This is a genomic window from Pseudomonas sp. IT-196MI5, from assembly GCF_949767415.1.
Classification (GTDB): domain Bacteria; phylum Pseudomonadota; class Gammaproteobacteria; order Pseudomonadales; family Pseudomonadaceae; genus Aquipseudomonas.
In genome coordinates this window covers 536,174-550,310 of record NZ_CATKPZ010000022.1, presented here as the reverse complement: position 1 = coordinate 550,310, position 14,137 = coordinate 536,174, and the positions used below count along the sequence as shown (strand labels likewise).

Annotated in this window: 13 protein-coding genes; 5 read left to right on the top strand and 8 right to left on the bottom strand. The window is 59.7% G+C overall.

What is annotated here, in order from left to right; translation table 11 throughout:
- Window positions 1-406: 406 nt before the first annotated feature.
- Window positions 407-3,301 (top strand): ribonucleoside-diphosphate reductase subunit alpha, encoded by a 2,895-nt coding sequence (locus ACM6IK_RS16815; RefSeq protein ID WP_414875214.1) that lies wholly within the window; start codon window positions 407-409, stop codon window positions 3,299-3,301.
- A 177-nt stretch (window positions 3,302-3,478) separates the two neighbouring features.
- On the opposite strand, the gene flgE is transcribed toward ACM6IK_RS16815, so the two are convergent.
- From flgE to ACM6IK_RS16785, 6 genes are all read right to left on the bottom strand, one after another.
- The gene (flgE, locus tag ACM6IK_RS16810; RefSeq protein ID WP_414875213.1) at window positions 3,479-4,810 is read right to left on the bottom strand and encodes a flagellar hook protein FlgE; all 1,332 of its coding nucleotides are present in this window, start codon (window positions 4,808-4,810) and stop codon (window positions 3,479-3,481) included.
- A gap of 31 nt (window positions 4,811-4,841) precedes the next feature.
- Window positions 4,842-5,564 (bottom strand): flagellar hook assembly protein FlgD, encoded by a 723-nt coding sequence (flgD, locus tag ACM6IK_RS16805; RefSeq protein WP_414875212.1) that lies wholly within the window; start codon window positions 5,562-5,564, stop codon window positions 4,842-4,844.
- Window positions 5,565-5,579: 15 nt separating this feature from the next.
- Window positions 5,580-6,023 (bottom strand): flagellar basal body rod protein FlgC, encoded by a 444-nt coding sequence (gene flgC, locus ACM6IK_RS16800; protein ID WP_414875211.1) that lies wholly within the window; start codon window positions 6,021-6,023, stop codon window positions 5,580-5,582.
- 3 nt (window positions 6,024-6,026) lie between these two features.
- A complete protein-coding gene (gene flgB, locus ACM6IK_RS16795) occupies window positions 6,027-6,434 on the bottom strand; it encodes a flagellar basal body rod protein FlgB (RefSeq protein WP_008051530.1) in 408 nt (135 codons plus the stop codon).
- A gap of 368 nt (window positions 6,435-6,802) precedes the next feature.
- A complete protein-coding gene (gene cheR / locus ACM6IK_RS16790; RefSeq protein WP_414875210.1) occupies window positions 6,803-7,630 on the bottom strand; it encodes a protein-glutamate O-methyltransferase CheR in 828 nt (275 codons plus the stop codon).
- Between the two features lie 12 nt (window positions 7,631-7,642).
- The gene (locus ACM6IK_RS16785; RefSeq protein ID WP_115947304.1) at window positions 7,643-8,608 is read right to left on the bottom strand and encodes a chemotaxis protein CheV; all 966 of its coding nucleotides are present in this window, start codon (window positions 8,606-8,608) and stop codon (window positions 7,643-7,645) included.
- 83 nt (window positions 8,609-8,691) lie between these two features.
- Between ACM6IK_RS16785 and flgA the strand changes: the two genes are divergently transcribed.
- From flgA to ACM6IK_RS16765, 4 genes are all read left to right on the top strand, one after another.
- Entirely contained in the window at window positions 8,692-9,450 is a 759-nt protein-coding gene (gene flgA / locus ACM6IK_RS16780) for a flagellar basal body P-ring formation chaperone FlgA (RefSeq protein ID WP_414875209.1), read from the top strand.
- A 168-nt stretch (window positions 9,451-9,618) separates the two neighbouring features.
- Window positions 9,619-9,945 carry a flagellar biosynthesis anti-sigma factor FlgM gene (gene flgM, locus ACM6IK_RS16775; RefSeq protein WP_414875208.1) on the top strand — a complete coding sequence of 109 codons (327 nt, stop codon included), beginning with the start codon at window positions 9,619-9,621 and terminating at the stop codon, window positions 9,943-9,945.
- Window positions 9,946-9,993: 48 nt separating this feature from the next.
- On the top strand, window positions 9,994-10,461 hold the full coding sequence (locus tag ACM6IK_RS16770; RefSeq protein ID WP_414875207.1) for a flagella synthesis protein FlgN: 468 nt from the start codon (window positions 9,994-9,996) through the stop codon (window positions 10,459-10,461).
- Window positions 10,462-10,553: 92 nt separating this feature from the next.
- Window positions 10,554-11,300 carry a flagellar brake protein gene (locus ACM6IK_RS16765; protein WP_414875206.1) on the top strand — a complete coding sequence of 249 codons (747 nt, stop codon included), beginning with the start codon at window positions 10,554-10,556 and terminating at the stop codon, window positions 11,298-11,300.
- A 63-nt stretch (window positions 11,301-11,363) separates the two neighbouring features.
- On the opposite strand, the gene ACM6IK_RS16760 is transcribed toward ACM6IK_RS16765, so the two are convergent.
- A complete protein-coding gene (locus ACM6IK_RS16760; protein ID WP_414875205.1) occupies window positions 11,364-12,740 on the bottom strand; it encodes an MFS transporter in 1,377 nt (458 codons plus the stop codon).
- Window positions 12,741-12,810: 70 nt separating this feature from the next.
- The gene (locus ACM6IK_RS16755) at window positions 12,811-14,055 is read right to left on the bottom strand and encodes a glutamine synthetase family protein (RefSeq protein ID WP_414875266.1); all 1,245 of its coding nucleotides are present in this window, start codon (window positions 14,053-14,055) and stop codon (window positions 12,811-12,813) included.
- Between the last annotated feature and the right edge of the window lie 82 nt (window positions 14,056-14,137).

Sequence of the window (14,137 nt, the reverse complement as noted above, 5' to 3'; positions counted from 1 at the left end):
TATCTTGTAGCCCGGCGCCAAAAAAACCCTAGATGTAGGGTTTTGCGCAAAAAACCAAACACAAACCAGACACCAATTTCAAGCGCTTTTATTGCCTCTGTCCGGTTGAACCAAACGTATTTTCGAAAGACCAAACCGCGCATGCGGATGGCTACTGTATTTCGGCCCCGAGTGGTGAAAACGGTACGGGTGTTGCAGTCCCGACTGTCACCTGCAATGGACCAAGGTTTCAGGCCCAAGGCGTGAGACCAAAGACTTCGGCATGGAAGCGGCGCCCGATAAAGCCCCCTTCCTACTGTCCCGAAGTCGTTATGCCCGGCGCTCGCCGGTTGTAGTGCTTCAGGACGGAACGGTGGGCACCGTGATGGTGCCCAAACAAACATAGAGAATGTGGAGACACTCCCCCATGCAAACCGACACAACTCGCGAGAACCCGCAGGGCACCTTGCCGCAGGCCGCTGATTCGAATTCGGATCTGTCCGCCACCGCGCCTGGCCAACTGCGCGTGATCAAGCGTAACGGCACTGTCGTTCCCTACACCGATGACAAGATCACCGTCGCCATCACCAAAGCGTTCCTCGCAGTTGAAGGCGGCACCGCTGCTGCCTCGTCGCGAATCCACGACACCGTTGCCCGCCTGACCGAACAGGTCACCGCGACCTTCAAGCGTCGCATGCCATCGGGCGGCACCATCCACATCGAAGAAATCCAGGACCAGGTCGAACTGGCCCTGATGCGTGCCGGCGAGCAGAAAGTGGCTCGCGACTACGTGATCTACCGTGACGGTCGTTCGAAAGAACGCGCTGCCCACGCACCGGCCGAGGAAGCGGTCAACGCTCACCCGTCGATCCGCATCACCCGTGCCGATGGCAGCCTGGCGCCGCTGGACATGGGCCGCCTGAACACCATCGTCACCGAAGCGTGCGAAGGCCTGGAAGAAGTCGACGGCGACCTGATCCAGCGCGAAACCCTGAAGAACCTGTACGACGGCGTGGCCCTGAACGACGTCAACACCGCCCTGGTGATGACTGCCCGCACCCTGGTTGAACGCGAGCCGAACTACTCGTTCGTGACCGCGCGACTGCTGATGGACACCTTGCGCGGCGAAGGCCTGGGTTTCCTCGGTGTGGCCGAGAGCGCCACCCACCACGAAATGGTCGACCTGTACGCCAAGGCGCTGCCGGCCTACATCTCCAAGGGTATCGAGTTCGAACTGCTGAACCCTGTGCTGGCCACCTTCGACCTGGAAAAACTGGGCAAGGCGATCAACCACGAGCGCGACCAGCAATTCACCTACCTGGGCCTGCAAACCCTGTACGACCGTTACTTCATCCACAAGGATGGCGTGCGTTTCGAACTGCCGCAGATCTTCTTCATGCGCGTGGCCATGGGCCTGGCGATCGAAGAGAAGCACAAAGAAGACCGCGCGATCGAGTTCTACAACCTGCTGTCGTCCTTCGACTACATGGCTTCGACTCCGACCCTGTTCAACGCCGGTACCCTGCGTCCACAGCTGTCGAGCTGCTACCTGACCACCGTGCCGGATGACCTGTCGGGCATCTACCACGCGATCCACGACAACGCCATGCTGTCGAAATTCGCTGGCGGCCTGGGCAACGACTGGACGCCGGTGCGTGCGCTGGGTTCTTACATCAAGGGCACCAACGGCAAATCCCAGGGCGTCGTGCCGTTCCTGAAAGTAGTGAACGACACCGCCGTAGCGGTTAACCAGGGCGGCAAGCGCAAAGGCGCTGTCTGTGCCTACCTGGAAACCTGGCACATGGACATCGAAGAGTTCATCGAGCTGCGCAAGAACACCGGTGATGACCGTCGTCGTACCCACGACATGAACACCGCCAACTGGATCCCTGACCTGTTCATGAAGCGCGTCTTCGATGACGGCAAGTGGACCCTGTTCTCGCCGTCCGAAGTACCGGACCTGCACGACCTGACCGGCAAGGCCTTTGAAGAGCGCTACGAGTACTACGAAGCCCTGACCGAGTACCCGGGCAAGGTCAAGCTGTTCAAGACCATCCAGGCCAAAGACCTGTGGCGCAAGATGCTGTCCATGCTGTTCGAAACCGGCCACCCATGGCTGACCTTCAAGGACCCGTGCAACCTGCGCAGCCCGCAGCAGCACGTCGGCGTGGTCCACAGCTCGAACCTGTGCACCGAGATCACCTTGAACACCAACAAGGACGAGATCGCCGTTTGCAACCTGGGCTCGATCAACCTGCCGAACCACATCGTCGACGGCAAGCTGGACACCACCAAGCTGCAACGCACCGTGAACACTGCCGTGCGCATGCTCGATAACGTGATCGACATCAACTACTACTCGGTGCCGCAAGCGAAGAACTCCAACTTCAAGCACCGTCCGGTCGGCCTGGGCATCATGGGCTTCCAGGATGCGCTGTACCTGCAGCACATCCCTTACGGTTCCGATGCTGCCGTCGAGTTCGCCGACAAGTCGATGGAAGCGGTCAGCTACTACGCGATCCAGGCGTCCTGCGACCTGGCCGACGAGCGCGGTGCGTACGAGACGTTCAACGGTTCGCTGTGGTCCAAAGGCATCCTGCCGCTGGATTCGCAACAGATCCTGATCGAGTCCCGTGGCCAGAAGTACATCGATGTCGACCTGAACGAATCCCTGGACTGGGCACCGGTTCGCGCCCGTGTACAGAAAGGCATTCGTAACTCGAACATCATGGCCATCGCACCGACCGCGACCATTGCCAACATCACTGGCGTTTCGCAGTCGATCGAACCGACCTACCAGAACCTCTATGTGAAATCGAACCTGTCGGGCGAATTCACCGTGATCAACCCGTACCTGGTTCGCGACCTGAAGGCTCGCGGTCTGTGGGACTCGGTCATGATCAACGACCTGAAGTACTACGACGGTTCGGTGCAGCAGATCGAGCGCATCCCGCAAGAACTCAAAGAGCTCTACGCGACCGCGTTCGAAGTGGACACCAAGTGGATCGTCGATGCGGCCAGCCGTCGTCAGAAGTGGATCGACCAGGCTCAGTCGCTGAACCTGTACATCGCTGGCGCTTCGGGCAAGAAGCTGGACGTGACCTACCGCATGGCCTGGTACCGTGGCCTGAAAACCACTTACTACCTCCGTGCCCTGGCCGCGACCAGCACCGAGAAGTCGACCATCAACACCGGCAAGCTGAACGCGGTTTCCAGCGGCGGCAACCACGGTGACGACTCGGTCCTGGCAGCGCCTGCCGGTCCTGCTCCAGTGCCGAAGGCTTGCGCCATCGACGAGCCGGATTGCGAAGCTTGCCAATAAGCTGAGCCTGTAGGAGCGAGCTTGCTCGCGATGGTCTTGAGGCCGCCGCGTGTTTTCAGACAACACGCGTTATCGTTGACGACCATCGCGAGCAAGCTCGCTCCTACACCTACAGGTTTCGGCGAGCACAAAAAAGCCCCTCTCTCGAGGGGCTTTTTTGTGCAGCACTTTCCAGCCTCAAGCCATCTGAATGATGGTCTGCATGATGGTGCTCTGGGTGGAGATGGTCTTGGCGTTCGCCTGGTAGTTGCTCTGCGCCTTGATCAGGTCGACCAGTTCGTTGGTCAGGTTGACGTTGGATTCTTCCAGGGAGTTCGAAACGATTGAACCCAGGGTGCCGGTTTCCGGTGCATCGTAACCAGGAATGCCCGACGCGTAGGTTTCTTTCCAGCTGGTGCCGCCTACCGGCTGCAGGCCTTGTTCGTTGGTGAAGCTGGCCAGGGAGATCTGGCCGATCGGCTTGGTCTGGTTGTTGCTGAAGTTGGCCAGCAACACACCGCTGCCGTCTATGGTCAGGTTGGTGATCTGGCCAGTGGCGTAACCGTTCTGTGCCGGAATCGAACGCGCGGTGTCGGCGTTGAACTGGGTGCTGCTGGCCATGGCGATGGTCAATCCAGCCGGATCGGCTGCGGCGCCGTTGGCGGTCCACACGCCATTGGTCACGGAGCCAGGGGTCCAATTGGTGATTTTCAGGTCACTGCTGATCACCGAAGTCGGTGGCGTGGTTGGCGGCGTCACCGGCGTGCTGACCGAAGTCAGTTTGCCGGTGGAATCGAACGACATGGTCGAAGCAACCGGAGCGGTAACGGTAGGATCACTGCCATCCGGGTTGCGACCATCGATCAGCGTGTAGGTGTCCCACGTATTCGCCCCAGTCTTGACCATGTATTGATCCATGGTGTGCTGGTTACCCTGGGTATCGAAGATCGGGGTGCTGAACGATTTGGTAAAGGTCTCGGTCTTGGACGGGTCGAACTTGTTCGCCGCCACTGTCTGGTCGATCACCGCCGAGGTGGAGTTCAGGTTGATCGTCGACGACACGGTGCTAGTGGATTTCGGTGCCAGGTTGGAGGTGTCGATCTGCAGGTCGGTCAGCACGCCATTGACGATCTTGCCGTTGGAGTCCACACCGTAACCTTGCAGGCGGGCAGTGCCGTCACTGTTGGTGACGTAGCCTTCCTTGTCGGTCTTGAATGTGCCGGCACGGCTGTAGGTCAGTGAACCGTTGTTGCTCAGGACGAAGAAACCATTGCCCTGGATACCCATGTCGAGCACGTTACCGGTGTTGCTCACATCACCCTGGCCGAACTGCTGGGAAACGTTGGCCAGGCGCACGCCGTTGCCGATGGTCTTGCTGCCGGTTCCCAGGCGGGTCGCCGAGTACACGTCTTCGAATTCTGCACGGGACGATTTGAAACCGGTGGTCGCGACGTTGGCAATGTTGTTGCCGGTCACGTCCAGTTGTTTATTGGCTGCATAGAGACCGCTAAGGCCGATATTGAAAGACATCATCCACTCCTTTGTGCCGTGTTAGTCGGCTCTACATACCAATGGTTTGAACTTTGGACAGGGCAACGCTGCCCAGCCCGGCCAGATTGAGCATCAACTCACCGCCGGTCTGGCTGATGGTCACACTGTTGACGGTCGCGGGCAGGTTGGTGATCAACGCGACGGACTGGCCATCGATCGTGCTCGTTGCGCCGAAGGTGTAAGTGCCCGCAGGTACCGTCTCACCCCCATCGTTCTTGCCGTCCCAGATGAAGCTGGCATTGCCGGCCTTCTGCGAACCGAGGTCGATGGTGCGCACGGTCTTGCCGGCTGCGTCGGTGATCTTCAGGGTGGCGGACGCCACCGAAGACGGCACCACCACCGTGCCGCTGAGGCTCTTGGTGGTATCGACCACAGCCTTGTCGCCCGGCGCGATGACCGAACGGCCCACCAGCGACGATGCCTGCAAGGCCTGGGACGAGTTGTAGTTGCTGGCCAGGCCGCTCACGGTGTTGTTGAGCGTGGTGATGCCTTCCAGGCTGCTGAACTGCGCCAGCTGGGCCACGAACGCGCCGTTGTCCTGAGGCTCCAGCGGGTTCTGGTTTTTCAGCTGGGTCACCAGCAACTGCAGGAACGCATCCTTGCCCAGGGCCTGGTTGCCCGTGGCGCCGCCGGTCGCCGACGCGAGGCCGTCAGTCGTGGTGTTGGTCTTGATCGAGGAATTGGCCAGGATGTCGTTGAGGCTCAAACCGCTGGTGGAATCGGTAACACTCATCTGAGTCGTCCCCTATCACTGACCGAGGGTCAGGACCTTTTGCATCATGGTTTTGGCGGTGTTCATCATTTCGGCGTTGGTCTGGAACGAACGACTCGCGGAAATCATGTCGGCCATTTCTTCCACCACGTTGACGTTCGGGTAATAGACGTAGCCCTTGGCATCGGCCGCTGGATGGTTGGGCTCGTAGCGCGCCTCGAGGTTGCTCTGGTCTTCGACCACACCCAGCACCTGCACGCCTTGACCGGCGGCATCCTGGCTCTGGAACAGCGAGTCGCTGCCGCCGCTCTGGCCACCCTGGAACAGGGTGGCGAATACCGGGTGACGCGCGCGGTAGGTCTGGTCGATGCTCGACGAAACCGTCTCCGCGTTGGCGATGTTCGAAGCGACGGTGTTCAAACGCGTGGTCTGGGCACTCATGCCGCTACCGGCAATGTTGAAAACACTGGATAGAGACATGGCTTACTCTCCGCGCAGGGCTGACACCAGCCCTTTGAATTTGCTGTTGAGCAGGGTGAAGCTGGCTTGGAAGCCGATCGCGTTTTCCGCGTAGTTCGACTGTTCCAGCTGGGCGTCCACGGTGTTCTGGTCGATCGACGGTTGCATCGGCGTGCGATACAGCAACGACTCGTCGCCATTGCCCAGGCCTTCAGCTTCGATGTGACGGCTGTTGGTCATGTTCAAGGCGAAGGTGCCGCTTTTGGTTTTCTCGTTCTGCTCGGCGAGCACTTTCGAGAAGTCCAGGTCCCGAGCCTTGTAGTTCGGGGTATCGGCGTTGGCGATGTTGTTGGCCAGGACTTCGGCACGCTGGGCGCGAAAGCCCAGGGCTTGTTCGTGGATACCGAGCGCTTTATCGAAGCTGATGCTCATGTCGGGAAACCTTCGGGTGACCTGATTTTTCGTAGGATCAACTTAGCAAGCCCCATGCCAATTCAAAAAAGGCCGGAAACCGGGGCTTTGCCGGCCATGGCAACGCGGCAATGCCAGAAAAGCGGCAACGGTTTTCCGCCGGATGCCGCTTTTCTGCCGCTTGGCACACTTTCCAGGGCACCACCGAACCCTGTGGGAGCGAGCTTGCTCGCGATTGCGGTGTGTCAGGTAAAGCTGAACCCGACTGTCAGGACGCCATCGCGAGCAAGCTCGCTCCCACAGGGGCCGCCAGCGTTTGCAAGAAATCAGCAGGCATAAAAAAACGGGAGCCCCCTGTGGACTCCCGTTTTTTGACAACACCAACGAAATCACTTCGCCTGGTAAATGATCCCCGGGCTGCACTGGACCATCTGGTAATGATCCGGCAACCCGTTCAGCGCTTCGGAAGCGCCGAGGAACAGGTAACCGCCCCGCTTCAACGTGCTGTGGATACGCAACAGGATGTCCTTCTTCACCTCGGCGGAGAAGTAGATCAACACGTTGCGGCAGAACACGATGTCGAACTTGCCCAGGCTCGCGTAGCTGTCCAACAGGTTGAAGGAACGGAATTCCACGCGGCTCTTGATCGGCGCCTTGATCACCCAGCGTCCCGGCCCTTTCGGGTCGAAATAACGCTGCAGACGCTCAGGCGACAGACCGCGGCCGATGGCCAGGCTGTCGTACTCGCCGGTCTTGCAGTTGTTCAGCATGGTGCCGGACAGGTCGGTGGCAACGATCTGCACGCCCATCCGCAACTGGCCCATGTTGACCCGCTCGAACTCGTCGATGGACATCGACAGCGAATAGGGTTCCTGGCCCGACGAGCACGCCGCCGACCAGATACGCAGACGCTGGCCGGGACTGGCCTTGATCGCTTCGGGCAGAACCTTGTTCTTCAAGACTTCAAACGGGTAGGTGTCACGAAACCACAGGGTTTCGTTGGTGGTCATGGCGTCTACCACCTGCTCGCGCAAACCGCTGCGCGGCTGGGTTTGCATGCGCTGAACCAGCTCACCCAAAGACTTGATGCCTTGCTGTTCCATCAGTTTGTTGAGACGGCTGGAGACCAGGTACTGCTTGTTTTCACCGAGCAAAATGCCACAGGCTTTTTCCAGGAATACCCGGAACTGTTCGAAATCCAAATTACCCGTAGACAATGATGCCGCCTCTTAAATCGTGTTGACTGCCAGGGGCGCGGGCCCCTGGCTGATATCTGCTGCCTTGATCCGGTCGACTACCCGGGATGCCAGGTCATCGGGACGGAATTTGGCCAGGAAGTCATCGGCACCGACCTTCTTGACCATCGCCTGATTGAACACACCCGACAACGAAGTATGCAGGATGATATGAAGCTTTTGCATGCGCGGGTCGTTGCGGATTTCCGCCGTCAGGGTGTACCCGTCCATCTCCGGCATCTCGATGTCGGAGATCATCATCAGGAACTCTTCTTCCGGCTTCTTGCCCTCGTCGACCAGTTTGCGCAGGTAGTCCAGCGCTTGCCGACCGTCGTTCAACGCCACCACTTCGACGCCGACCGTTTGCAGGCAACGCGTGACCTGCTTGCGCGCCACCGACGAGTCATCGACCGTCAGCACACGCAACGAAAGCGCCTTGTGCTGGGTTTCGACATCCACCACACCCACGGAAATCGCTTCCGGCGTCGGCGCCACTTCCGCCAGCACTTTCTCGACGTCGATGATTTCGACCAACTGATTGTCGACCCGCGTCACCGCCGTCAGGTAGTGATCGCGCCCGGTGCCCTTGGGCGGCGGATGGATCTCCTCCCAGTTCATGTTGACGATGCGCTCCACCGAGCGGACCAGGAAACCCTGGGTCTTGGTGTTGTACTCCGTGATGATCACGAAAGGATTGTGCTTGTCCTTCAACGCACCGGAGCCGGTCGCCATCGCCAGATCAAGGATCGGAATGGTCGCCCCCCGGATGTTCGCCACGCCGCACACGACCGGACTGGACTTGGGCATCAGCGTCAGTTTGGGGCATTGCAGCACCTCCCGAACCTTGAACACGTTGATCCCGTACAGCTGCTGGCCGTCGAGACGGAACAACAACAGCTCAAGGCGATTCTGCCCCACCAGTTGCGTGCGCTGGTTCACCGAATCCATTACACCCGCCATGCCCAGACTCCTACACCAACGCCAAGTGTTGTTGCGACGCGCCTTCATCACTAAACGGCACGGCGCTTGCTTTTTTAATCGTTATGAACACAGAACCGACATTTTCCCGACGCCTGACCACCCCCTGCCGAAAACTCCTCGGCGTGCTGGCGGCTGTTTGCCTGTTCAACGCTGGCAGCCCTGCCCTTGCTGACGCGCTTACCTTGCCTGACATGCTTATCGGCGTCACCCAGGGCTTTCTTGAATTCACCGTAGAAGACTATCTGGCGACCAGCCAAACGGAAGGTCGCTACGAGATCCAGGTCAACCCGCTCGATCCGCGCATGCACATGCCCATGTGCGACAAGGAATTGACAGCAACCCTTGAGAGTCCCAAGCCGCTGGGACGGGTCACGGTCAAGGTCCGCTGCGAGGGCGCCTCCCCCTGGACCGTGTTCGTACCCGCTCAAGTCCGCCTGTTTCGCGATGTCGTGACCAGCGCCCGACCACTGCGCCGCGCCAACATTGTCGAGCCTGGAGATGTGGTCCTGCGCGAACGCGATATCAGCCTCATCAGCCAGGGCTACCTGACCTCCCTGGACCAGGCGATCGGGCAGCGACTGACCCGACCAATGGTCGCCGACCAGGTGATGACCCTGGTGCATATCGAACAGGCCGAGGTCATCCGCAAGGGTGATCAGGTGGTGATTACCGCCCGCAGCGGTACGCTCAGCGTGCGCATGCCGGGCGAAGCCCTGTCAAACGGCAGCCTGAGCGAACAGATCCGGGTGAAAAACCTCAATTCCCAGCGAGTCATCAAGGCGCAGGTCATGGCGCCGGGGCAGGTGGAAGTGTCCATGTAAGACTCCCTGCTCATCGGAATGTGGCGCTTGCCCCGGCTGTTCCCTAGACTGTGCTCCATGCAGGGCAAGCGCTGGCGCGCGCGAGGTTCATTGATAAATGGGCCTAAAGTTTTCCAGGGAATGGCCGAAACCATGGCAAGCGTCCAAATTCCCAGAGGTTTTTTTATCATGGTCATCGATTTCAGCCGTTTGAACAGCTCCTCGTCCCTTACGGGCAGTACACGTACCAGCGCCAGCAAGGAAAACGCCGAAACCGGCAAATCCGCGCCGCTGGAGTCCGCGGCCGAACAGGCCGGTACCGTCAAAAGCGGGGAATCGGTACATCTCAGCGAAGAGGCTCAACAGTTGCAGAAGGTCACTGACAAGCTGCGCGATCAGCCCGCCGTCGACAACGCCCGCGTGGCCGAGTTGAAAGCAGCGATTGCCGATGGCAGCTATAAAGTCGACAGCAACCGTGTAGCCAGCAAACTGCTCAACTTCGAAGCCCAGCGCTAGGCCACCGCCGGCGCCAGGCTTTTGGACGCTTAAAACCCAAGGCCAGCCATGCACGACACTCATCTACTGCAACTGATCACCGACGACTTTGCTCCAGCGCAACACTTGCTGGAATTACTGCAGACCGAATCCCTCGCCTTGCATGGCCGCGACATGCCATTGCTCGAGGACATCCTGGCGCAGAAACAGGCATTGATCGTCTTGCTCGAACAGCATGGCCGCAAGCGCAGTGAAATTCTCGCCAGCCTCAACCTGCCGACCAACCGTGGCGGTCTTGAGCAACTGGCCAGCCAGTCGAGCATTGGCGACCAGTTGCTGGCGCAAAGTGACGTGCTGACTGATCTGCTGGCCCAATGCCAGGCCATCAACGCCAACAACGGCCAGTCGATCCTCACCCAGCAAGCCGCTACAGCCACCCAGCTGAAAATCCTCAACGGCGGGGAAACCCCAGCGCTTTACGATGCCAGCGGAACATTCTCCAAGCTTGCCAAGCCGCGCCCGCTCAGTCAGGCATGAGCCGGTCAATGCCCCCGCTCTATCAAGACGCGCAACATACTGGCAAACTGCTATCCTGCCGTCGTCAAATTTTGTCTGGAGATTGATAAACCGTGTCCAATGCCTTATCCGTGGATGATGCTCCGCAGCCACCCAAGGTGCTCTCCACGCCCTTGGAAATCTCCAGCAACCTGCGCCAGCTGCTCGAAAGCCATGACCCGCTGATCATCACGTTCCACGAGCGCAGCCAGCGCTTCCAGAGCTACCTGGTGGATCTGGACCGTGACAGCAATATGATTGCCCTGGACGAAATGATTCCCCGTGATGGCGAGCGCTACCTGCTGGCGGGCGAACCGTTCAGGGTCGAAGGCTTCCACGAAGGCGTACGCATTGCCTGGGAAAGCAACGGCCGATTGAACATCGACGAATCCGCTGGCAGCCGCTGCTATCGCGGCGCCCTGCCCGATGAAGTGGTGTACCACCAGCGCCGTAATGCGTTCCGTGCGGCACTGAAGCTGGCACAACTGGTCAACGTCAACCTCGACGGCGAAAAGCTCAAGGCCTCCATCAGCGGCAAACTGCTGGATATTTCCGCTACCGGCTGCAAACTGCGTTTCGACGGTGACATCACCGGTAGCCTGCAACTGGGTCAGGTTTACGACCGTTTCGGTGCCGAACTGCCCTTTGGCAAGATGACCGCGCCGGTCGAGTTGCGTTATCTGCACTTCGAAGAAAAGATCTCCACCACCTTCGCCGGCGTTCGCTTCCATAACATGAGCGGGCTGGTGCAGCGTCAGGTCGAACGCTTCGTCTACCAGTTGCAACGCGAAGCGCGTCGCTTCGACAAAGACGACATCTGATAGAGCGTCAACAAAAAACGGGCAGCCCCTTGCGGTGACTGCCCGTTTTTTTGTGCCCTGGATTTAAGGCCTGGCCTCGCTGTAATTGGGGTCCCGTCCTGTATCAGGGTCTTTCGGTGGTTGATCGGTTTCAGTTTCGCTGACAGGTTCAGATTCAGGCTCTGGCCCGGTACTCACCGGATTTTGCATCTGCTCCTGCACCATCTGCTCATCAACACGCGGGTCGAGGCAGGCCACCAGTGGCGAACTCGTCATATTGTCCGGCATGGCCACGTGATGCAGCGGTGCGTCGTCGACCTGATGCAGGTTGGTCACCGCTTTCGGGCGAATCCGCCATACCAGCACCAACGCAAAGAAACTGAAGAAGGCATAGAGCATCTGGCTGCCGAACAGCTTCATCAGCACGCCTGCCACCAGCGGCCCGATACTCGCGCCAACGCCGTAGGTCACCAGCAACATGGCCGTCAGAGACACCCGGCGATCGCCTTCGACGTGGTCATTGGAGAACGCCACCGCCAACGGATACAGGCAGAACTGCACCAGCGAACAGACAAAACCGGCGATAAACAGAACCTCCAACGGCACCTGCGGCATGATCGCCAGCGGCAGTGCAGCCAGGGCCAGGCTGAAGGCAAAACTGCGGATCAGCACGGCCCGATCGTAGCGGTCGGACAACCAGCCCAACGGCCACTGCACCAGCAGCCCGGCAAAAATACAGCTACCCATGAACAGACCGACCAGCTCCGTGGACAAACCTTGCTGCGAGGCATACAGCGGCGCCAGGCCATAGAACGAACCGACGATCAGCCCTGCCCCGAGCACCGTACTCAATGACTGCGGCACACGCTTGATAAAGAACCGTGGTTCCATCGGTGCCGGGTGCAGCGGTGCCGGGTGGATCCGCCGGGTCAGGGCCACGGGCACCAGGCACAGGGCGAAACACAGGGCGACCAGCATCAGCAACTCCAGACCCAACGCCGGGTGCATGACCAGAATCAGTTGCCCCATCACCAGGCCCAGGTAAGAGGCGATCATGTAACCGCTGAACACCAACCCGCGTTGTTTGGCTTCGGCCTGCTCGTTCAGCCAGCTCTCGATCACCATGTACTGGCACATCATGCCGAGGCCGACGATCACCCGCAGGAACAACCAGGCCGGCAGCCAGTCGATCAGGCCATGGCCCAACACCGCCGCGCCGACGATTCCGGCACAGGCCGAGTAGGCCCGGATATGCCCGACCCGGGCAATCAACCGGTGACCGATCTTGCCCCCCAGCACCAGGCCGAAGTAGTTGGCGGCCATCAACGCACCGACCCACAGGCTGTCGACATGGTCGGCCGCCAGGCGCAGGCCCAGGTAAGTACTCAACAGGCCCGAGCCGATCAACATCATCAGCGAGGCGAAATACAGTGCTCGAAAGGATTTCCAGATTTGGCGCATCGGCGTTCCGAGCGGCTCCTTGCAGTGAGAATCGGCTATCGCTAAACGATAGCCGGATGTCGACGGATCGTCAGGCCTGGGCTGCTAAAACACGCCGTTCCCAGGGAGTAATTTCATTATGGAAACTGCTCAGCTCCAGGGTCTTCGAAGCGATGTAGCCTTCGATGAATTCCACGCCGAACAGTTCCTTGGCCAACTGGCTACGTTTCAGACGCTCCAGTGCCGCATGCAAGGTACAGGGCAACGAAAGATTGTCCGGCACTTCGAACGCCCCCTGGATCGGCGCGCTCGGCTCCAACGCGTTCTCGATGCCATGCAACCCCGCCGCCAGGCTTGCGGCAATCGCCAGATACGGATTGGCATCAGCGCCCGGCAAGCGGTTCTCGACCCGACGGGCCACCGGCAAACTGGCCGGTATGCGCAAGCCGGCGGCCCGGTTGTCATAGGACCAGCAGGCATTATTCGGTGAGGCGTAAGGATGGCACAAGCGCTGATAGGAGTTCACGTTCGGCGCAAACAACGCAGTGAAGTCGGCCATGCACACTTGCTGTCCGGCAATGAAGTGACGGAAGGTTGCCGTCTCCTGCCCCGCCTTGTCACTGAACACGTTTTGCCCCGAATCGATCTCGACGACACTCTGGTGAATATGCATCGAACTGCCCGGCGTATGCGCCAGCGGCTTGGCCATGCACACCACGCTCAGGCCATGCTTGAGGGCAACCTCCTTGAGCAAGTGCTTGAACAGCAACGTCTGGTCGGCCAGCAGCAATGGATCGCCATGCAGCAGATTGATCTCGAACTGGCTGACGCCCATTTCGTGCATGAACGTATCGCGGGGCAGCCCCAACGCCGCCATGCATTCGTAGACTTCAGTGAAGAAGGGTCGCAGCCCATTGTTGGAGCTGACGCTGAACGCCGACTGACCATCCTCGCGACGACCATCCAGCCCCAGCGGTGGCTGGAACGACTGAGTCGGGTCGGTGTTGGGCGCAAAAACGAAGAACTCAAGTTCGGTCGCCACCACAGGCGCCAGGCCGCGGGCCGCGTAACGGGCAATCACGGCCTTGAGCTGACCACGGGTCGACAGGCTGGAGCTGGTGGTGGTGCCCAGTTCATTCGCGTCGCAAATAGCGAAGCCCCGCGGTGGATGGCTCCAGGGCAAGCGGTGGATTTGTGCCGGGTCCGGGATCAGCGCCAGGTCGCCATCATCGCTGCCGTAAAAACGCGCCGGCGGGTATCCGCCCATGATGCATTGCAACAGCACGCCCCGCGCCATCTGCAAACGTCGACCGTCGAGAAACCCCTCGCAGGTCATCACTTTGCCCCGTGGAACGCCGTTCAAATCCGGCGTGACACACTCAACTTCATCGATGCCCGTCAATCGCTGCGCGAGTGAG